The sequence below is a fragment of the Achromobacter sp. E1 genome (genome assembly GCF_037039475.1).
Taxonomy (GTDB): Bacteria; Pseudomonadota; Gammaproteobacteria; order Burkholderiales; family Burkholderiaceae_B; genus Achromobacter; species Achromobacter mucicolens.
Genome location: NZ_CP146253.1, coordinates 5,069,762 through 5,089,766, shown reverse-complemented (window position 1 = coordinate 5,089,766; position 20,005 = coordinate 5,069,762). Strand labels below are relative to the sequence as shown.

Annotated in this window: 18 protein-coding genes; 8 read left to right on the top strand and 10 right to left on the bottom strand. The window is 66.9% G+C overall.

From position 1 onward, the window contains the following. The first annotated feature begins 30 nt into the window (after positions 1-30). The 4 genes from V6V88_RS23590 (at position 31) to V6V88_RS23575 (ending at position 4,326) form a co-directional block, all read left to right on the top strand. Complete coding sequence (locus V6V88_RS23590) at positions 31-1,446, top strand: FAD-binding oxidoreductase (RefSeq protein WP_062839997.1); 1,416 nt, start codon at positions 31-33, stop codon at positions 1,444-1,446. A gap of 20 nt (positions 1,447-1,466) precedes the next feature. Beyond that, positions 1,467-2,180, top strand: a complete 714-nt coding sequence (locus tag V6V88_RS23585; RefSeq protein ID WP_056325320.1) for a response regulator transcription factor — start codon at positions 1,467-1,469, stop codon at positions 2,178-2,180. Then, positions 2,177-3,517 carry a HAMP domain-containing sensor histidine kinase gene (locus V6V88_RS23580; protein ID WP_338616608.1) on the top strand — a complete coding sequence of 447 codons (1,341 nt, stop codon included), beginning with the start codon at positions 2,177-2,179 and terminating at the stop codon, positions 3,515-3,517. Before V6V88_RS23585 ends, V6V88_RS23580 begins: the two co-directional genes overlap by 4 nt. A 62-nt stretch (positions 3,518-3,579) precedes the next feature. After that, on the top strand, positions 3,580-4,326 hold the full coding sequence (locus V6V88_RS23575; protein ID WP_338616606.1) for a phosphatase PAP2 family protein: 747 nt from the start codon (positions 3,580-3,582) through the stop codon (positions 4,324-4,326). Here V6V88_RS23575 and V6V88_RS23570 read toward each other — a convergent pair. The 5 genes from V6V88_RS23570 to V6V88_RS23550 all read right to left on the bottom strand — a co-directional run bounded on the left by V6V88_RS23570 (position 4,319) and on the right by V6V88_RS23550 (position 8,980). Next, complete coding sequence (locus V6V88_RS23570) at positions 4,319-5,602, bottom strand: TRAP transporter large permease (protein WP_280020400.1); 1,284 nt, start codon at positions 5,600-5,602, stop codon at positions 4,319-4,321. The two genes, V6V88_RS23575 and V6V88_RS23570, sit on opposite strands and share 8 nt — an antisense overlap. Further along, positions 5,593-6,156, bottom strand: a complete 564-nt coding sequence (locus tag V6V88_RS23565) for a TRAP transporter small permease (RefSeq protein ID WP_082586360.1) — start codon at positions 6,154-6,156, stop codon at positions 5,593-5,595. Before V6V88_RS23565 ends, V6V88_RS23570 begins: the two co-directional genes overlap by 10 nt. Before the next feature lie 7 nt (positions 6,157-6,163). Continuing rightward, entirely contained in the window at positions 6,164-7,141 is a 978-nt protein-coding gene (locus tag V6V88_RS23560) for a TRAP transporter substrate-binding protein (RefSeq protein WP_338616601.1), read from the bottom strand. Between the two features lie 112 nt (positions 7,142-7,253). After that, complete coding sequence (locus V6V88_RS23555) at positions 7,254-8,132, bottom strand: SMP-30/gluconolactonase/LRE family protein (RefSeq protein WP_338616600.1); 879 nt, start codon at positions 8,130-8,132, stop codon at positions 7,254-7,256. Positions 8,133-8,140: 8 nt separating this feature from the next. Then, positions 8,141-8,980, bottom strand: a complete 840-nt coding sequence (locus V6V88_RS23550) for an NAD(P)-dependent oxidoreductase (protein ID WP_280148054.1) — start codon at positions 8,978-8,980, stop codon at positions 8,141-8,143. Between the two features lie 129 nt (positions 8,981-9,109). Between V6V88_RS23550 and V6V88_RS23545 the strand changes: the two genes are divergently transcribed. From V6V88_RS23545 to V6V88_RS23535, 3 genes are all read left to right on the top strand, one after another. Then, positions 9,110-9,838: a FadR/GntR family transcriptional regulator gene (locus tag V6V88_RS23545; RefSeq protein WP_056325338.1), complete on the top strand. Its 729-nt coding sequence runs from the start codon at positions 9,110-9,112 to the stop codon at positions 9,836-9,838. Between the two features lie 202 nt (positions 9,839-10,040). Next, the gene (locus tag V6V88_RS23540; protein ID WP_338616597.1) at positions 10,041-11,936 is read left to right on the top strand and encodes an LTA synthase family protein; all 1,896 of its coding nucleotides are present in this window, start codon (positions 10,041-10,043) and stop codon (positions 11,934-11,936) included. Positions 11,937-11,981: 45 nt separating this feature from the next. Further along, positions 11,982-13,046, top strand: a complete 1,065-nt coding sequence (locus tag V6V88_RS23535; RefSeq protein ID WP_338616596.1) for an acyltransferase — start codon at positions 11,982-11,984, stop codon at positions 13,044-13,046. A 22-nt stretch (positions 13,047-13,068) separates the two neighbouring features. Here the strand turns inward: V6V88_RS23535 and fahA are convergent, their stop codons facing one another. Together fahA and hmgA are read right to left on the bottom strand one after the other, a co-directional pair. After that, on the bottom strand, positions 13,069-14,385 hold the full coding sequence (fahA, locus tag V6V88_RS23530) for a fumarylacetoacetase (protein WP_142053186.1): 1,317 nt from the start codon (positions 14,383-14,385) through the stop codon (positions 13,069-13,071). Positions 14,386-14,521: 136 nt separating this feature from the next. After that, positions 14,522-15,820, bottom strand: coding sequence for a homogentisate 1,2-dioxygenase (gene hmgA / locus V6V88_RS23525; protein WP_062840004.1), 1,299 nt, complete (start codon positions 15,818-15,820; stop codon positions 14,522-14,524). A gap of 166 nt (positions 15,821-15,986) precedes the next feature. Here hmgA and V6V88_RS23520 point away from each other — a divergent pair, with 166 nt between their 5' ends. Further along, complete coding sequence (locus tag V6V88_RS23520; RefSeq protein WP_223573003.1) at positions 15,987-16,895, top strand: LysR family transcriptional regulator; 909 nt, start codon at positions 15,987-15,989, stop codon at positions 16,893-16,895. A gap of 41 nt (positions 16,896-16,936) precedes the next feature. On the opposite strand, the gene V6V88_RS23515 is transcribed toward V6V88_RS23520, so the two are convergent. The 3 genes from V6V88_RS23515 to V6V88_RS23505 form a co-directional block, all read right to left on the bottom strand. Continuing rightward, positions 16,937-17,143, bottom strand: coding sequence for a DUF2783 domain-containing protein (locus V6V88_RS23515; protein WP_108006031.1), 207 nt, complete (start codon positions 17,141-17,143; stop codon positions 16,937-16,939). A gap of 11 nt (positions 17,144-17,154) precedes the next feature. After that, on the bottom strand, positions 17,155-18,834 hold the full coding sequence (locus tag V6V88_RS23510) for an FAD-dependent oxidoreductase (RefSeq protein WP_223573001.1): 1,680 nt from the start codon (positions 18,832-18,834) through the stop codon (positions 17,155-17,157). Positions 18,835-18,934: 100 nt separating this feature from the next. Beyond that, positions 18,935-19,888, bottom strand: coding sequence for an MBL fold metallo-hydrolase (locus V6V88_RS23505; RefSeq protein WP_056325358.1), 954 nt, complete (start codon positions 19,886-19,888; stop codon positions 18,935-18,937). Between the last annotated feature and the right edge of the window lie 117 nt (positions 19,889-20,005).

The following is a 20,005-nucleotide window of genomic DNA, read 5'->3' as shown; positions in this document are numbered from 1 at the left end:
GCGGCCGGGCCGACTTCAAGTGCGGCATCCATGACATTGCTGAGCGATCTACAGGCCCTCCTGGGCGACTCCCACGTGCTGACGGGCGCGGACGCGGATTCCTATGTGCTGGATTGGCGCCGCCGCTATCGCGGCGCGGCGCTGGCGGTGATCCGCCCCGGCTCCACCGCCGACGTGGCGGCCGCCATCAAGCTGTGCGCCCAGCATGGCGTGCCGGTGGTGCCGCAAGGCGGCAACACGGGCCTGTGCGGCGGCGCCACGCCGGACGATTCCGGCACCGCGATCGTCCTGTCCACCGCCCGGCTCACCGCCGTGCGCGCGCTGGACACCGACAACGACACCATCACCGTGGAGGCCGGGTGCATCCTGCAGGCCGTGCAAGAGGCCGCGTCGGCCGCGAACCGCCTGTTCCCGCTGAGCCTGGCGGCCGAAGGCAGCTGCACCATCGGCGGCAACCTGGCCACCAACGCCGGCGGCACGCAGGTGCTGCGCTATGGCAACACGCGCGACCTTACGCTGGGCCTGGAGGTCGTGACCGCCGAAGGCGAGATCTGGGACGGCCTGCGCGGCCTGCGCAAGGACAACACCGGCTACGACCTTCGCGACCTGTACATCGGCAGCGAAGGCACGCTGGGCATCATCACCGCCGCCACCCTCAAGCTGTACCCGCGCCCGGTGGCGTCCTGCACGGCGCTGCTGACGCTGGACAGCATCGATAACGCCGTGGAAGTGCTGTCGCGCGCCCGCGCGGGGTTCGGCGCCTCGCTGACCGGTTTCGAACTCATGAGCGGCGCCTGCCTGCAGGGCGTGGTGCGCCTCTTTCCGCAGCAGCGCCTGCCCTTCGAAGGCGAATCGGCGGCCTCGCCGTGGTTCGCCCTGCTGGAGCTGTCCGACAGCGAGAGCGAAACCCACGCCCGCGAGCGTTTCGAGGCCGTGCTGGGCGAGGCCATCGAGGCGGGCCTGGTGAACGACGCCGCCATCGCCGCAAACGTCTCGCAGAGCAAGGCGCTGTGGCACCTGCGCGAAAGCATCCCGCTGGCCGAAGCTGAGCTGGGCAAGTCGGTCAAGCATGATGTCTCCATTCCCATCTCCTCCATCGCCGGATTCGTGCACAAGACCAACGCCTTGCTGCAGGCGCGCTTTCCGGGCGTGCGCCATGTGATCTTCGGCCATCTGGGCGACGGCAACCTGCACTACAACGTGGCGCATGCGCCGGGGCAGAGCGAAGCCGAGCTGCTGGCGTTGCAGGGCGAGATCTACGGCGTGGTGCATGACAGCGTGCACGCGCACAAGGGTTCCATCAGCGCCGAACACGGCGTGGGCCAGCTCAAGCGTGACGAGCTGCCGCGCTACAAGAATCCCGTGGAGCTCGCGCTGATGCGCCGGATCAAGCGCGCGCTGGATCCGCAGGGGCTCATGAACCCCGGCAAGGTGCTTTCCACGTAACGCGGCCAGGATCGCAGAACATGGCAACCCCTCCCGCAGCGGGCGCGAATCACCGGGTGCTGATCGTCGAAGACGACCACATCATCGCCGGCAACCTGTACAGCTTCCTGGAGGCGCGCGGCTTTCTTCCCGACGTGGCCTACAGCGGACCCGCCGCCTTGCAGCAGTTGCAGGCGCAACGCTTTGACGCCGTGCTGCTGGACATCGGCCTGCCCGGCATGGACGGCAACGCCGTGCTGCACGCCATGCGCACGGAACGGCGGCTGGCCGTGCCGGTGCTGATGCTGACCGCGCGCGACAGTCTCGAAGACAAGCTGGCGGGCTTTTCGCACGGCGCCGACGACTACCTGACCAAGCCGTTCGCGCTGCTCGAGGTCGAGGCCCGGCTGCTGGCGCTGATCCAGCGCGCCAAAGGGTCGACGGTGGACGCCGAGCGCACGTTCGGCCCGCTTCAGTTCGACGCGCGCAGCCGTGTCGTGTCGGTCAGCGGCGTGCCGGTCCATCTGACCCGCAAGGCAAGCCTCATCATCGAAGTGCTGCTGCGCGATCCGGGCCGCGTGGTCACGCGCGAGGAACTCGAATCCGCGTTGTGGGGCAACGAGCCGCCCTCGTCCGATGCGCTGCGCAGCCAGGTGCACCTCTTGCGCCGCGCGCTGGCCGACGCGGGCTTTGACGGCATCGAGACCGTGCACGGCACGGGCTGGCGCCTGGCGTTGCCCGGCGCCGCATCATGAGCCGCGCCGCCGCCGGCACCTTGACCCAGCGCGTCGTCTGGGCGCTGACGGGCGCGGTGGCGCTGTTTGTCACGGCGCTTGCGCTGCTGGCCTACCTGACGTTCGATCAGATGGAGGACGATCTGGTCAACGACATCCTCAACACCGAAATGGATCGCCTGGTCCAGCATGCGCGCAGCAGCGACGAGTTCCTGCCGCGTCGCGGCCCGCGTGAACTGGGCGGGTCCATGCGCGCGTGGCTCAGCGTGGACGGCCAGCCGCCCGTCGGCATGCCGCCCGAGCTGCTATCGCTGGAGAATGGACTGCACCTCATCGAACCGGGCGCGTACACGTGGCACGTGATGGTGGCCGAAACCGATCGCGGCAAGGTGTATCTGCTGTACGACGCCACCGACAACGAAGAGCGGGTGCACGACTTCGGTCTGATCGTGCTGGGCGTGGGCGCGCTGTGCGTGGTGTTGGCCTACGCGCTGTCGCGCCGTGTGGCAGCCGTGGCGGTCGGGCCGCTGCTGGACCTGACGGACCGGCTGTCGACCTGGGCGCCCGGGTCGCCCGACATGGCGGTCACGCGCGACGACGAGGCCGGGCGGCTCATTGAAGCCTTCAACCGCGTGCAGGGCCAGGTCGACCGGTCGATCGCCCGCGAACGGGAGTTCGCCGGCAATCTCAGCCACGAAGTGCGTACGCCGCTGGCGGCGATCCGGTCCGACAGCGAGCTCATGCTGCTGACGCAGGCGCTGACGCCGGACCAGCAGCAGCGCCTGACGCGCGTGGTCGACAACGTGGACCACGTGATCGTCAGCCTGGAAAGCGCGCGCGCGATGGCGCGCGACCAGTTGCGCGAGCCGGAGCCCGTCGACATTGCCGCCTGCATGGAAGACGCCTGGCGCGGCTACGCCGCCCAAGCCAGGCAGGCGGACCTGCGCTTCGACAACCAGATCCCGGCCAGCCAGGTGCTGACGCTGGACCGCTACGCCCTGCTCACCGTCCTGCGCAACCTCGTGCGCAATGCGATCGAGCACGCCGCGCCGGCCACGCTGACCGCGTCGCTGGATGCGCAGGGCGGGCTGGAACTGCGCGACGACGGCAAGGGCATCGCCGTCAGCGATCTGCCGTTCCTGTTCCGCCGGTATTTCAGCGGCCGCATGCGCGATTCGGGCGCGGCGGGCAGCGACGAGGCGGCGCGCGGGTTGGGACTGGCGATCGCCAAGCGTGTATGCGACATGCAGGGCTGGTCGCTCACGGTCGAGTCCTCGCAAGAGGGGCCTGCGCGCGGCACCCGCTTCCTGTTGCGATTCCGGCAGGCCGAGACGGCAGCGCCTACCACGCGAATTTGACGAATTTTCGACTATCCGGCCCGTAAAGTGCGCTGGCCCGAACCGTCCGGAAAATTCCGATCATGCCGTCCCCATTACTGCCGGCGCCGCACGCGCCGACGAGCGCCTTTTACCTGCTCACCCATGTCGGGGCCGTGACGCTGCTGCTTGCCTGCCTGGCGTGGTGGGCCAAGGAGTCGGGGCTGGACATGTACATCGCGCGTGCGCTCTTTGATCCGGTGATCGACGATTTTCCGCTGCACGGCAGCCGGTGGCTGGAGTTGCTGGGCCACCGCATCGTGCTCGCCCTGCCGATCGGCGTGGGCCTGGCCGCGGCCGGCATCGCGGCCGCCAGCTACCGCATCCCGGCATGGCGTCGCTGGCGCGGCGCGGCGATCGCCGTGGCGGCATCGTGCCTGACCGGGCAAGTGCTCATCAACCAGCTCAAGCATCACACGACGCTGCCGCGCCCCTACGATCTGGAGACGCTGGGCGGCTACACGCCGTATCCGGTGCACTGGTGGACATGGGCGCGTGCGCGCGCCGGCGGGGCCTTGCCCAGTGGCCATGCCGGCGCGGGCTACGCGCTGCTCAGCCTGTACTTCGCGGGATGGGCGCTGGGCCGGCCTGCGTGGCGCTGGAGCGGGCTGGCGATGGGGGTGGCGGCGGGCGTGGGCTTTTCCGTCGTGCGCATCCTGCAGGGCGCGCACTTTCTCAGCCAGACGCTGTGGTCCGCCGCCCTGATGTGGCTGCTGGCCGCCATCTTCTTCTATCCGGTGATCGCGGGACGGACCGCGCACGGCCCGTCCCGCGCGCCGCGCGTCAGTTGAGCAGCACGCCCGGCAGCCACAGCGAGAACGCAGGCACGTAGGTCACCAGCGCCAGCGCGGCCAGCAGCGCGCCGTAGAACGGCCAGATGGTGCGCATCACCGTTCCCACCGATACCCCGCCGATGGCGCATCCCACGAACTGCGTGGTGCCCACCGGCGGCGTGTTCAGTCCCAGCGCGCAATTCAGCAATATCACCATGCCGAACTGCACGGGCCCCATGCCGTACTGCATGCAGATCGGCAGGAAGATCGGCGTGCAGATCAGGATGGTGGCCGCCATGTCCAGGAACGTGCCCAGCACGAACAGGATGATGTTGACCATCAGGAAGATGGCCCACGGCTCCGTCGAAATCGACGCCATCAGCTGCCCGGTCTTTTCGGCCACGCCATAGAAGCTGATCAGGTAGCCGAACGTGGCGGAGATGCCGATCAGCAGCAGCACCACGCCCGTCGTCTTTACCGCTTTGCTGGCCGCGCGGACGAACTGGTCCCAGGTCAGCGAGCGGTAGACGAAGATCGTCAGCGCCAGCGCATACAGCACCGCCACCGCTGCGGATTCCGTCGCGGTGAAGACGCCGCTCAGGATGCCCGCGATGATCAGCACCACCACGAACAACCCCGGCGCCGCGGCCACCAGCGAGCGGAACACGATGTGCCAGCCCGGGAAGGTGCCTGCCGGGTAGCCCCGGCTGCGCGCCACGAAGTAGGCGGCCGCAAGGTTGCACGCGGTCAGGATCAGGGCGGGCACGACGCCTGCCGCAATCAGCGCCGCGATGGACACCTTGCCGCCCGCGGCCAGCGTGTAGATGATGATGTTGTGGCTGGTCGGCATCAGCGCGCCCACCAGCGCCGCGTGGGTCGTGACGTTTACCGCGTAGTCGGCGTGGTAGCCCTCGCGCTTCATCATCGGGATCATCACCGACCCCATCGCCGACACGTCCGCCACCGGCGATCCCGACACCCCGCCGAACAGCGTGCAGGCCACCACGTTGGACATGCCCAGGCCGCCGCGCACATGGCCTACGAGCGACTTGGCGAACGCCACGATGCGGTCGGCAATGCCGCCGTACAACATCAGTTCGCCGGTGAAGATGAAGAAGGGGATGGCCAGGAACGAAAACGCGTTCATGCCCGAGGTCATCTGCTGGAAGGCCACTGCCAGCGGCAGGTCTTCGTACATGATGGCCGTGATGGACGACAGGCCGATGGCGAAGGCCACCGGCACGCCGATCACGAGGAACCCCATGAAGGTGAAGGACAGCAGTGTCAGCGCCATGCCGGTACCACCTTCTGGTTGCGCAGGATCGCGATGATGTGCTCGACGGAAAAGAGCGCGATCAAGGTGCCCGACAGGGTTGCAGGAACGTACTTCCACGCGTTGGAGATGCCCAGGTTGGGAATCTTGTAGGCCGCGACAGACTCGGCCAGCACGCCGCAGTTCCAGGCCATCAGCACGCCGAACAGCAGGACGAGCAGATGGATGAAGATGCGCAGCCGCCGTTGCCCGGCGGCGGGCAGGGCGTCGAGCAGGGACTCGAAGCCGATGTGCCCGGCGTCGCGCACGCCAACCGCCGCGCCCAGCATGGTGACGTACAGCACCAGCAGGAGCGCCAGGCTTTCCGCCCAGGTCGGCGTGCTGTTCAGCACGTGGCGGCCGAAGATCTGGAGCGAGACGGCGACAATCAGGCAGATCAGCCCGAATACGCTCGTCCACATGCAGATCCGCGCCAATCGGGCGCAGGCGCGGGAGTAGGCATCCAGCGGGGCAGCCAGGGCTTCTTCCCGGCCCCCCGCGGCGACATCTGGTTCATTCGTGGGTGTGGCCAACATGATGTCCTCACTGCACGGCCTGGATCTTGGCGACCAGGTCCTTCATTTCAGGGGTGGTGACGAAGCGTTCGTAAACCGGCTTCATCGCGCCCTGGAACGAGGGTTTGTCGACCTGCGAGATCTGCGAGCCTGCCTTCTCGACCACCGCGCGCGACTTCTGCTCGCGCTCGTCCCACAGCTTGCGCATGTAGGGCACCGATTCGCGCGCCGCTTCGCGCAGGATCTTCTGGTCGTCGGGCGGCAGCTTGTCCCACTGGCGCTTGGAGAAGATCAGGATCTCGGGCGTCATCGTGTGCTCGGTCAGCGAATAGAACTTGGCGACCTCGTAGTGATGCGCGCTTTCGTAGCTGGGGAAGTTGTTCTCGGCCGCATCCACCAGCCCGGTCTTGAGCGATGTGTACACCTCGCCCATCGGCATCGGCGTGGCGTTGCCGCCCATCGCCTCGACCATTGCCACGGACAGGTCCGACTGCTGCACGCGGATCTTCAGGCCCTTGGCGTCGGCCAGCGTCTTGATCGGCTTCTTGGTCGTGTACATCGAGCGCGAACCGCTGTCGTACCAGGCCAGGCCCACAAAGCCGGCTCCCTCGCACGAGCGCAGGATCTGATCGCCGATCTCGCTGTCCAGCACCTTGTGCAGATGCTCCTTGGAACGGAACAGGAACGGCAGCGACGGCACGCGGGTGGTCTGGCAGATGTTGTGCATCGCCGCGCTCGACACGCGGGCCATGGCCAGCGCGCCCAGTTTCACCTGTTCGATCGAATCGTCTTCGTTGCCGAGCGCGCCGCCAGAGAACACCTTCACGGTGATGCGGCCGTTGGTCCGTTGTTTGACCAGCTCACCGAAGTGGCGCACGGCCTGCACAGTGGGGTAGTCGTCGGGATGGATGTCCGCGGAGCGCAGCTCGGCGGCGTGAGTGGCGGGAATCAGCGTCAGCAAGGCGGCCGCGGCCAGAACGGCGCGGCTCAGGTGAGGGTGCAGCATGTCTACCTCCGGATGGGGTACGGCGTTTCGTTAAGGGCCGGGACGGCCCCGAAGCTCTTTGATATGCACTGACCTGCTCGGGGTGGGCGCAAAGGGGCGCGCCCGTCGGGTGCTAACCGGCGCTGGCGGTTTCCTCCAGGCCCTGCACGCCGGGGTGCAGGGCGAAAACGGCGCCGTCCAGTGCGCCGGGCGCGGCATTGCCCGGGCGGATCGACGTCACGAAAAGCGTGTCCATGCGGGAGCCGCCGAAGGCGCACATGGCGACCTTGGCGGCGGGCACGTCCAGGGTGCGGTCCAGCCGGCCGTCGGGGGTGTAGCGATACACCTTGCCGGCGTCGTTGCCGCAAATCCAGTAGCAGCCCGCCGCGTCCACCGCGGCGCCGTCGGGACGGCCGGCGGGCAGGGCGTCAATGAAGACGCGGCGGTTGGACGGCATACCCGTCTCGGTGTCGTAGTCGAACGCCCACACGGTGGCGCGCGACGGGTGCGAATCGGACAGGTACATCGTCCGGCCCTGCGGGCTGAACGCCAGTCCATTGGGCACGATCAAGCCGTCGAGCAGGACGGTCACGCCGCGCGCGTCATGGCGGTACAGCGCGCCGGCGGGCGAGGCCAGGGCCATGTCCATGACCATGGTGCCCGCCAGAAACCGGCCTTGCCGGTCGCAGCGGCCGTCGTTGAACCGCATGCCGGGCGCGGCATGGGCAACGGATGCGAGCGGGCGCGCAGCGCAGGCCTGGTCTTCACGCAGTGCGTCGCAAGCATAAAAACCATCTTCCATCGCGAGCAGCCAGCCGTCCCCCCGCATGGCGATGCTGCCCGCCATCTGCGGCAGCGCCCAATGCGCGAACGCGCCGGTCTCCGGCGTCCAGCGCCAAAGGGTCTTGCCGGGAATGTCGGTCCAGTAGAACGCCTGGTCGGCCCGGCGCCAGATTGGGCTTTCTCCGACGCCGCACAACACAGTTCCCAGACGTTCGGCGGTGGTGGACATGGGAGGCTTCAGGCGTTCGGGAAAGGGAAGGGGCCGGCCTTGACGAAGGCGCCGCCCTGATACCGCGCGGCGGGGTCGTCCGCGGCCAGCGCGGGCTGCGCTTCGACCTTTGCGCGGAATGGTTCCGACGAATCCCTGGGCGCAAAGCCCAGCACCGCCGCGCCGCTGTTGTCCCACCAGCTGTCGCGGTTGGCCGATGCGCCATACACGATGAGGTGGCCGACGTCCGGCGTGAACAGGGCGCGGACGACGAGGTCGGTCAGGTCGTCATGGCTGAGCCAGGTGACCAGCATGCGCCGGTCCTTGGGTTCGGGAAACGACGAACCGATGCGCAGGCACACGGTCTGGATGCCGTAGCGGTCGAAATAGAAGCGGGAGAGGTTTTCGCCATAGGCCTTGCTCAGGCCGTAATAGCCGTCGGGCCGCAGGGGCACGTCCGCGTCCAGCGTCTGGCCCTGCTCGTAGAAGCCGATGACGTGGTTGGAACTGGCGAACACCACGCGCTGCACGCCATGCAGGCGGGCGGCTTCGTAGACGTTGTAGACGCCCTGGATGTTGGCGGGAAGAATTTCCTCGAACGGGCGTTCCACCGAGACGCCGCCCAGATGCACGATGGCGTCCACGCCGCGCACCAGTTCCGACACGGCGGCGGCGTCGGCCAGGTTGCAGGGGACGACTTCCTCGCCCGGCTGCGCGGGCGCCATGGCGGCCACGTCCGACACGCGCAGAATGTCCGCATGGGCTTTCAATCGGGGACGCAGTACAAGGCCCAGGTTGCCGGCGGCGCCGGTCAATAACAAACGATGACACCGGGAAGATGCAGGCATGTTGTTGACAGCTCGGCTCATGACGCAACGCTCTGTGAATGGCGCGGTGGAGTGGACTTGTCTGGTACGTTATCGTACAACTGTCGCGAAGTATAATGATCGCCATTTTCCAGCGTCAAGCGCTGCGCAACCGTCTTCGGATAATCCCTGATGAACGCTCCTGTCGATACCCCTGTCCTGCCGCAGCGTCGTCCCCGCAACCTGGCGCAAGGCCTGGTCGAGAACATTTCCGAACGCATCCGCAGCGGCGAAATCCGTCCCGGCGACAAGCTTCCCACCGAATCGGCCATCATGCGTCAGTTCGGCGTCAGCCGCACGGTCGTGCGCGAGGCGCTCTCGCGATTGCAGGCCTCGGGCCTTGTTGAAACGCATCACGGCGTGGGCACGTATGCGCTGGAACCGAGCGGGGGCGGCGATTTCCGCGTGGACCCGGCTGACATCGCCACCGTGCGCGACGTGCTGGTCCTGCTGGAACTGCGTATCTGCCTGGAAAGCGAGGCCGCGGGCCTGGCGGCCATCCGCCGCAGCGAAGACCAGTTGCAGGCGATGCGGCGGGCGCTTGATGCCTTCAAGCTGGCGCTGGACAGCGGCGGCGACACCATCACGCCGGATTTCCAGTTCCATCTGCTGGTGGCCCAGTCCACCGACAATCGCTACTTCGCGGACCTCATGGCGCATCTGGGGTCCGCCATCATTCCCCGCACCCGCATCAACTCGGCAAAGTTTGCCCACGAAGACCGCGCGGCGTATCTGGCGCGCGTGAACCTCGAGCACGAAGACATCTACAGCGCGATCACACGGCAGGACCCCGAGGCCGCGCGCGCTGCCATGCGCACGCACCTGAGCAACAGCCGCGAGCGCCTGCGCCGGGCGCAGTAGTGCGCTCGTGGCCTTGCTTGCTGCAAGTGTGATGTCGTACAACGTTTGAACAGGTCTGGCCGCCATCGATAAATCCAAAACCGCGTTACTCTTGGCGCGGTTATTTTTTTGATCATCGAAACGGCATGGTTTTGCGCGGCACACACGGCAGTACGCATTCTTCATGGGGGCAGGCACTGCCCCACGCGCGCGAGGGGCTGGCATGCGTCGCCTGACTCTTCGATTCATCATTGCCATCCTGGCGCTCCTGACGCTGTCGCGCTTGGGGCTGGCCTTCTGGATGTGGGACCGCGTCGAAGCGGCCGGAGGCCTCGGCCCGCTTCTCTTTGGCGGACTGCGCATCGACGTGTGCCTCTTGTCGATGGTGATCGCGCTGCCGGCGGTGTTTTCGCCGTGGTTCGGTCACCGGCCGCTTGCCGTGCGCATCACCGCCTGGTGGTTCCGCGTCTGGTGGATGCTGTACGTGCTGCTGGAGGTATCGACCCCGCAGTTCATCGCCGAATACGACACGCGGCCCAATCGCCTGTACTTCATCTACCTGCTCAATCCGAAGGAAGTGGGCTCGATGCTGTGGCAGGGCTACAAGGGCGTGCTGCTTGCCGCGTTCGTGGTGCTGGTCCTTGCGGCGTGGCTGGCGGTCAAGTTCTTCCCGACGCGCTCGCGCGATTCCTTCATGGCGTGGTGGAAGCGGCCCATCGCGTCCTTCGTGATTCTGGCGCTGGTGTTCCTGGGCGCGCGCGGCACGCTGGAACACCGCCCCATCAATCCGGCCAAGGTGGCGTTCAGCTCGGACGCCATGGTGAATGCGCTGGCGCTCAATTCGTTGTACAGCGTGTTCGATGCGGCGTACCGCATGCGGGACGAGCGCTCGTCGGCCGCGATGTATCCCAAGATGGCCGTGGACGAGATGAACGCCATCGTGCGCGAGAAGGCCGGCATGACCGGCGCGCCCATGGACCCCAAGCTGCCCAGCCTGCATGAACAGAAGGCGACCGTGCGGTGGGACAAGCCGCTGAACGTGGTGATCATCCTGCAGGAAAGCCTGGGCGCGCAGTACGTCGGCAGCCTGGGCGGGCGCGACCTCACCCCGAACATCGACCGCTTGGGCAAGGAAGGCTGGATGTTCCACCGCGCTTACGCCACCGGCACGCGCTCGGTGCGCGGCATCGAAGCCGTGACCGCGGGCTTTTTGCCCAGCGTCGCCGACGCCGTGGTCAAGCTGCCGCGTTCGCAGACGGGCTTTTTCACGCTGGCGCAATTGCTGGGCAAGCATGGCTATCACTCGCGCTTCGTGTACGGCGGCGAGTCCCACTTCGACAACATGCGCGCCTTCTTCCTGGGCAACGGCTTTGACGAGATCGTGGACCGGCCCAAGTTTGTCGACCCCGTATTTGAAGGGTCGTGGGGCGCCTCGGACGAAGACATGTTCAATCAGGTCGACCGTCTGCTGCGCGCCGATGGCGACAAGCCGGTCTTCACGCTGGCGTTCTCGGTGACCAACCATTCGCCCTGGGAATATCCGTCCGGGCGCATCCAGCCCGTGGGCGATCCGGCCACGGTGGACAACACGGTACGCTATGCGGACTGGGCGCTGGGCCAGTTCTTCGAGAAGGCGCGCAAGGCGCCGTATTGGAACAACACGGTTTTCCTCGTCATTGCCGACCACGATTCTCGCGTGTACGGGTCCATTCCCGTGCCGGTGCGGCACTTCCAGATTCCTGCGCTGATCCTGGGCGCGGGCATCGCGCCGCGGCAGGACGATCGCCTGGTCAGCCAGATCGACATGGCCCCGACGCTGCTGTCGCTGATCGGCCTGGACAACGTGAACCCCATGCTGGGCGTGGACCTGACGCAGCGCGATCCCAACCGCGCGATGATGCAGTACGCGGACAACTTCGGTTATCTGAAGGGCGATCAGCTGCTGGTGCTGGAGCCCGCCAAGGCGCCCCGGCAGTTCAGCTACAAGGCGGCGCCGGTGGGGCAGGATGAAACGTACGCGCCGGTCGAGCCGGCCGACCCGGCCTTGACCCAGGAGGCGCTGGCGCACGCGCTGTGGGCAAGCTGGGCGTACCGCGAAGAGAAGTACCGCCTGCCTTGATCCTACTCAAGCCTCATTCCGCGGGCCGATAGCACACTGGCGGCCATGACAACGCCGAACCCCTCCACGGGAGCCTCCCGCGCCGCATCCCCGGCGCTTTCGCACGCCCAACCCGCGGCGCCCCAACCGCGGCGGCGCCTGGCCATCCCCGTGCCGCGCGGCCGGCTGGCGTGGATAACCGGCGTGCTCAGCACCCTCTGGCTGGCCGTCAACACGCTGTTCTGGTGCCTGCTGCTGTTCCCGGTCTCGCTGCTGAAGCTGGCGTTGCCGTTTGCCGCGGTCAGGCGGCGCATCGATCCCATTCTCAACGGCATCGCCACGGCGTGGGTATCGTGCAATACGGGCTGGTTCATGCGCATTCAGCCCCAAGCCTGGGATATCCACGGCAATCAGGGCCTGCGCTATGCGGACTGGTATCTGGTCAATTGCAACCATCAGTCGTGGGTCGACATCTTCGTACTGCAGTACGCGCTGAACCGGCGCATCCCGCTGCTCAAGTTCTTCCTCAAGCAGCAGCTCATCTATGTTCCCGTCATCGGACTGGCGTGGTGGGCGCTGGACTTTCCCTTCATGAAGCGGCACGGCAAGACGGCCCTGCGCAAGAACCCGGATCTGGGGCGCCAGGACCAGGAAGCCGCGCGCCGCGCCTGCGCCAAGTTTTCGCTGGTGCCCACCAGCGTGATGGTATTTGCCGAAGGCACGCGTTTCAGCCCAGCCAAGCGCGCGGCGCAGGGTTCCCCGTACCGCCATCTGCTCAAGCCCAAGGCGGGCGGGCTGGCGGTGTCGTTGAATGCGATGGGCGCGCGGTTCCGTTCAATGATCGACGCGACCATCGCCTATCCGGACGGCGTGCCCAGCTTCTGGGATTTTGCCTGTGGACGCGCAGGGCAGGTGGTGGTGCGGATGCGGCAATTGCCGGTGCCGCCGGCCTTCTGCGAAGCCGATTACTCGCGCGACAAGGCGTTTCGCACCACGTTCCACCAATGGCTCGGCCAGCAGTGGCAGGCCAAGGACGACGAGATCGAGGCGCTTGTCGCGCGGCCAGGATCGCCGGCCGCCGGACGGCCGGCCCCCGGATCGCCGGCCGCCGCAAACCCATCCGCCAGTTAGCGGGTTTGCGGCTGGCCCAGCCTTAGACGCGCGCGGGCAGCACGACGCCCGAGCATTCCCCGAAGCCGATGCGCGGATAACCCGCCTTCACGCATTCGGCGCGGATGATGATCTGGTCGCCGTCCTGCAGGAACGTGCGCTTCTCGCCCCACGGCAGTTCGATCGGCGCCTTGCCGCCATTGCTCAATTCCAGTAGCGAACCTGCTTCCGCCGGGCGCGGGCCGGACAGCGTGCCTGTGCCCAGCATGTCGCCCGGTTGCAGATTGCAGCCATTGACCGTGTGATGCGTGATGAGCTGCGCCACGTTCCAGTACGCATCGCGGAAGTTGCTGCTGGACAGCTGCACCGGCGGCGTGCTTGCGGCGCGGGATTGCTCGGTGGTCATCAGCACTTGCATCTGCACGTCATAGGCGCCCTTGGCGCGGTTGGCGTCCGACGACAGGTACGGCATCGGCTGGGGTTCGCCCGCACCGCGGTTCCATTGCGTACGGAACGGCTCCAGCGCTTCCATCGTGACGATCCACGGCGAGATCGTGGACGCGAAGTTCTTGGACAGGAAGGGGCCGAGCGGCTGGTATTCCCAAGCCTGGATGTCGCGCGCCGACCAGTCGTTCAGGATGCACAGGCCGAACACGTGCGAATCGGCATCGGCCAGTTCGATGCGTTCACCCTGGGCGTTGCCCGTGCCCACGAAAATCCCCAGTTCCAGTTCATAGTCCAGGCGCGCGCAGGGGCCGAACTGCGGCGTTTCGCCTTCGTTGGCGGGGCGGGTCTGGCCGACGGGACGCGGGAATTTCTGATTCACGCCGATGCTGGAGGCGCGGCCGTGATAGCCGATGGGCACCCACTTGTAGTTCGGCAGCAGGGGATTGTCGGGGCGGAACTGCTTGCCCACGGCGGTGGCGTGATGCACCGAGATATAGAAGTCGGTGTAGTCGCCGATGCGGGCGGGCGTGGTGTATTCGGCGTCCGCTTGCGCGACCAGCAGCGGCTCCACGGTGGCGCGCAGGGCGGCGCCTTCGCGCAGCGCGCGCGACAGGGCCAGGCGCAGCGCGCTCCAGTGCGATTGGCCCAGGGCCATCAACGCATTCAGGCTGTCGGTGGCGCAGGCGGCCAGGGCTTCAGCGGCCAGGCCTTCGAACGGCTGCTTGCCGGCCAGCGCGGCCAGGTCCAGGATCTGGTCGCCGATGGCCACGCCGGGCCGGAAGGATTCTTGCGTGCCCTTGCGGCGGAAAGCGCCGTAGGGCAGGTTCTGCACGGGGAAATCCGACGTGTCCGAATTGGCGCTGGCGACCCAGCTCTTCAAGGACGGGTCGTGGGTTTCGTTGATGGTGGTCATGGCTGCGTGTCTCGGTCAGTGTGGTTATGGGAGCCGGCCGGGCGCACGGGCCTGCCGCGCGCCGGATGCATGAAACGCCAAACGGCGATGCGCTCTTCGCGCATCGCCGCCGGCAATGAAGGCTGACGCGGTCGCGTCACGCCTTCTTGGGATCGAAGTGCTTTGCGATGCCCTGCCAGCACCGGTAGTAATCGCCCTGCAATTCTACCGACGCCAGCGCCTGCTCCGTCGGGCGGATCACGCGGCGGGTCTCGAACATGAACGCCATCGTGTCGCGGATGTAATGCGCTTTGCTGGTGTCCGCATGCGAGGCCTTCTCGAAGGTCTCGGCATCGGGGCCGTGGCCGCTCATGCAGTTGTGCAGGCTGGCGCCGCCCGGCGCGAAGCCGTCGGCCTTGGCGTCGTACACGCCCTGGATCAGGCCCATGAATTCGCTGGCGATGTTGCGGTGGAACCAGGGCGGACGGAACGTGTTCTCCATGGCCAGGATGCGCGGCGGGAAGATCGCGAAGTCCATGTTGGCCGTGCCCGGGGTGTCCGACGGCGCCGTCAGCACCGTGAAGATCGACGGATCCGGATGGTCGAAGCTGATCGAACCGACGGTGTTGAAGTTGCGAAGGTCATATTTATAGGGGGCGTGCGTGCCATGCCAGGCCACCACGTTCAGCGGCGAATGATCGATCGAGGCGCGCCAGAAGCCGCCCGTGAACTTGGCGATCAGTTCAAAGTCGCCGTCCACGTCTTCGTACCAGGCCACGGGCGTCTTGAAGTCGCGCGCATTGGCCAGACAGTTCGAGCCGATCGGGCCCAGTTCCGGCAGACGCAGCGCCGCGCCAAAGTTCTCGAGCATGTAGCCGCGCGCCGTGCCGTCCAGCAGCTCCACGCGGAACCGCACGCCGCGCGGAATGACGGCAATTTCCAGCGGTTCCAGGTCGATTAGCCCCAGTTCGGTGGCCAGGCGCAGCCGGCCCTGTTGCGGCACCAGCAGCAGTTCGCCGTCGGCGTTGTAGAAATAACGGCCCTGCATCGAGCGGTTGGCCGCGTACAGATGGATGCCCACGCCGCCCTGTTCGTCGGGGCCGCCATTGCCGCCCCACGTCTTGACGCCTTCCAGGAAATCCGTGGGCGTGTCCGGAATCGGCATCGGGCTCCAGCGCAGCTGGTTCGGCGTGACCGGGCCGTGGCCGAACGTGCTCAACCAGCCGGTGGCGCCGTCGAAGGCTTCAAAGGGCTTGTGCTGCGCGCCGGGACGGATCCGGTACAGCCATGAGCGGCGGTTCTCGGCGCGGGGCGCGGTGAAGGCCGTGCCGGAAAGCTGCTCGGCGTACAGGCCGTAGGGACATTGCTGCGGCGAATTGCGGCCGATGGGCAGGGCGCCGGGCAAGGCCTCGGTGGCGCAATCGTTGCCGAAGCCGGTCTGGTATTGCAGTTCCATGGAATCCTCCTGGGGCGGCGGGCGCGGTGCTTGGCCGCGCGGCTTGGTGTGGTGGCCGGAGCGGGCGTTGCCCGAGCCGATGTGCCATTGTCGGAAAAAATTCCTGTTGCGGCTACGGGAATGCAAAAATAGCGACTATAAATTTTGTGAATAGTAGGGGGGCCCGATGGTCGAGTTGCGCGACGTGGATTTGAACCTGTTGCTGCTGTTTCAACACCTGCTCGAAGACCGCAATCTGTCGGCGGTGGCGCGGCGCATGGATCTGTCGCAGCCGGCGGTCAGCAATGCCCTGCGGCGCCTGCGCACGGCGTTCGGCGACGAACTCTTTGTGCGCACGGCGCAGGGCATGCTGCCCACGCCGCGGGCTCAGCGGCTGGCCGGACCCGTCAGCGAAGCGCTGGGCCTGCTGTCGCAGGCGTTGCAGGACCAGGACGTGTTCGATGCGGCCACCAGCAACCGGCGCTTTCGCGTGGCCATGACGGACGTCGGCGAAATCCACTTCATGCCGCGCCTCATGGAGGTCTGCGTCCAGAAGGCGCCGCAGGTCCGGATCGACTCCGTGCGCGTGCTGGGCCCCGACCTGCCGCGCGAGATGGAGTCGGGCCGGGTGGACCTGGCGATCGGGGCGTTTGATGAAATGGGGGCGGGCACGCTGCAGCGGATGCTGTTTCGCCAGGGTTACGCCACGCTCTTTCGCCAGGCGCATCCCACCGCGCATGCGGGAATGGGGATCAAGGCGTTCCGCGCGGAACGTCACCTCATCGTGTCGCGCGCGGCGCCCTATGGGCAGGTCAACCAGTCGATGGAGCGGGCGGGGGTGGACCTGGCCGAGCATTTCAGCGTGCCGCATTTTTCCGCGGTGCCCTACATCGTCAGCGCCACCGACCTCTTGGCGACCGTGCCGGAAAAGCTGGCGGCCAGCGCCGCCGCGCCGTTCGGCCTGCGCTTCATGACGCCGCCGCTCAAGGTGCCGGCGCTGCAAACCAACATGTACTGGCAGCGCCGGGTGGACCGCGACGGCGGCAATCAGTGGCTGCGCGCCCTGATCGTCAACACCTTCGCGGTCGGTTCCTAGCGGCCCGCGTGGCGCCGCGCCGTGATGGCGGGTCCGCCGTCTCAGGCCGTTTGCGTCACGGAAGCGCGTGCGTGATGCAAGGCTTCCTTCAGCAGCGCCAGATCGCCCAGGTGGTTCGCCAGGAGCAGGATCAACGCCGCATTCAGCTCCTGGCTCTGCTCGTTGGACAGGTCGCGGTGGGCGTCGATCAGCGCTTCGTAGAAGTCGTCCGGCGCGGCGAGGTTGGTGTCGGTGATAAGCATGGGGATAACCTCTGAAATCACGCGCGGCCGGTCGCGCGATGAACGGCGGCGGCGACGGCGTCGGGATCGAAGGCGCGCCAGCGCGCGGCGACGTGCTGATCGGGGCGGATCAGGTAGGCGGTGCCCGCCTGCGCGTCGTAGCGCTTGGCCAGGCAGCCTTCGCTGTCCCGCACCACCGCCACCTCGGCGGGCAGCGCGGCCATGTCGCACTGCGCATCGGCCACCAGCACGACCTTGACGGGCACCGGCGCCATGCGCAGCGCCTGCAACGCCGCGAGCGTTTCGCGGGCGGGCAGCGTGGCGCCGCAGAACACCGCCAGCACGAATTCGCCATCCAGCTGCGACAACCACCAGCCCGGTTCGCCCTGCCTTTGCACCGGCGCATCCAGCGCCACCGCGCCTGGCACCATGCGGCCGGTGAAGGCGTCGGCGTCCGGCGTGTTCAGCGGCGATCCGGCGTAGGTGGCCGGCAGCGACAGGCGGCCGCTGTTCACCAGGGACCGCGCGAACGGATGGTCCTTGGCCAGATTGAGCACCGCATTGCGGAAGCTGCGGCTGATCTCGCTCTTGGGCGTGATGAAGTCGGTGGCGCGCGACGAGTTCAGGATGTTTTCGTCGGCGGCGAATTCGCGTTCGGCGCTGTAGCTGTCGATCAGCGTGTCGGGCGCAAGCCCCGCCAGCACCAGCTTGAGCTTCCAGGCCAGGTTCTCGGCGTCCTGCACGCCGCTGTTGGCGCCGCGCGCGCCGAACGGCGACACGCGATGCGCGGCGTCGCCCGCGAAGACGATACGGCCGTGGCGGAACTTGTCCATGCGTTCGCACGCAAAGGTGTAGACGCTGACCCATTCCAGGTCGAACTGCGCGTCCGGTCCGAGCAGCGCCCGGATGCGGGGCAGCACGTTCTCCGGCTTGACGGCTTCGACGGGGTCCGCATTCCAGCCCAGCTGGAAGTCGATGCGCCAGACATTGTCGGGCTGCCGGTGCAGGAGCACGGATTGATTGGGGTGAAAGGGCGGGTCGAACCAGAACCAGCGCTCGGACGGGAAATCCGCCGTCATCTTGACGTCGGCAATCAGGAACCGGTCGCGGAAGATGCGGCCGTGGCTTTCCTGGCCGATGAGCTTGCGCACGGGCGAGCGCGCGCCGTCGCAGGCGATCAGCCAATCGGCATGCAGCGAGTACGGGCCTTCCGGCGTTTCCACGGTCAGCGTCACGCCATCGTCGCCTTGCATGACGCCGGCAACCTTGTTCTTCCAGCGCAGCTCGATGTTGGGCTGCTGGCGGGCCGCTTCGTACAGATAGCCTTCGGCGTAGTACTGCTGCAGGTTGATGAACGCCGGGCGCCGGTGGCCGGGCTCGGGCAGCAGGTCAAAACGCCACACTTCCTGCTCGCGGAAAAACACCTTGCCCACGTTCCACGACACGCCCTTGTCGATCATGCGCTGGCCCACGCCCAGGCGGTCCCAGATTTCCAGCGTGCGCTTGGAAAAGCAGATGGCGCGCGATCCGGTGGACAGCCGGTAGTCGTCGTCCAGCACCACCACGTGCACGCCTTGGCGCGCCAGGTCCAGCGCCGTCGTCAGGCCGACGGGGCCGGCGCCCACCACCACGACCTGATGGCGCGCCAGGCTGGCCGCCGTCTGGTCCGCGTGCTTTTCATAGGCGAACTCCATCGCCTGAAAGTCGATGTCTCCCACGGTTGTCTCCTGTGTGGGTCATTTTCTAGTTATGCGGACACGCTGCGCCGCAAGGGGTCGCGCGTGTCCGGTTCTTGCTTGTCGAGGCAGGGTGGCGGGGTCAGCCTTCCAGCTGCGCCCACATTTCCAGGTCGCGCTTGTCGGTCCAGATGCGCGGGTGCGTGTAGCCCGTGGCTTCGTCGTAGGCGCGGGACACGTCGAACGGCATGCAGTGGTCGAAGATCACCCAGTCGCTGTAGCGCGGCTTCATGAAGTCGTAGACCTCGCGGTAGATCGTCTTCAGGTCCTTGCCTTCGGCCACGCCGCGGTTCACGGCGCCGTACAGGTCCGTCAGGAAGGCGCGCGTGCCGGCCAGGCCCTGGCGCACTTCGGTGGCGTTCTTGAGGGCGGGGCCGCGGCCCGGCACCATCTTTTCGGCTTCAAAGCCCGCCAGCGCGTCCAGCGTGGTGGGCCAATCGCGGAAGTAGGCGTCGCCGCAGTAGGGCGTGGACTGGTATTCGACCAGGTCGCCGGCGAACAGGATCTTCTGTTCGGGCAGCCAGGCAATGGTGTCGCCCTTGGTGTGGCCGCGGCCGACCTGCAGCAGCTTGACTTCCAGGTTGCCCAGGTTGACCGTCATTTCGCCCTTGAACGTCATGGTCGGCCAGACCAGGCCCGGCGGAATCGACTCGGCGTTGCGGAACAGGCGCGGAAAGCGGCCGATCTCGCTGGCCTTGTCCTGCTCGCCGCGTTCGGCGATCAGGTCGTAGGTGTCGCGGCTGGCCAGGATTTCCTGGGCGTTGTAGGCCGAGGCGCCGAACACGCGCACGGCGTGATAGTGCGACAGCAGGATGTACTTGATGGGCTTGTCCGTCACTTCGCGGATGCGGCGGATCACGTCTTCGGCCATCACCGGCGTGGCTTGGGTGTCGATCACCATGACGGCCTCGTCGCCGATGATCACGCCCGTGTTGGGGTCGCCTTCGGCCGTGTAGGCATACGCGTTGTCGGACAGCTTTTCGAACGAGACGACCTTGTCGTCCATGTCCGCGTGCGAGGCGAATTGCTTGCTCATGGAGGCTCCTTCCACTTTTCTAGGAATAGGGTGTGTGGAAGGAAATATAGTCCTGCGTTAGTTTTCGTGCAATACGTTTGCTATAAACGAATTCCCGAGTTGTAACGGCGATGTCGC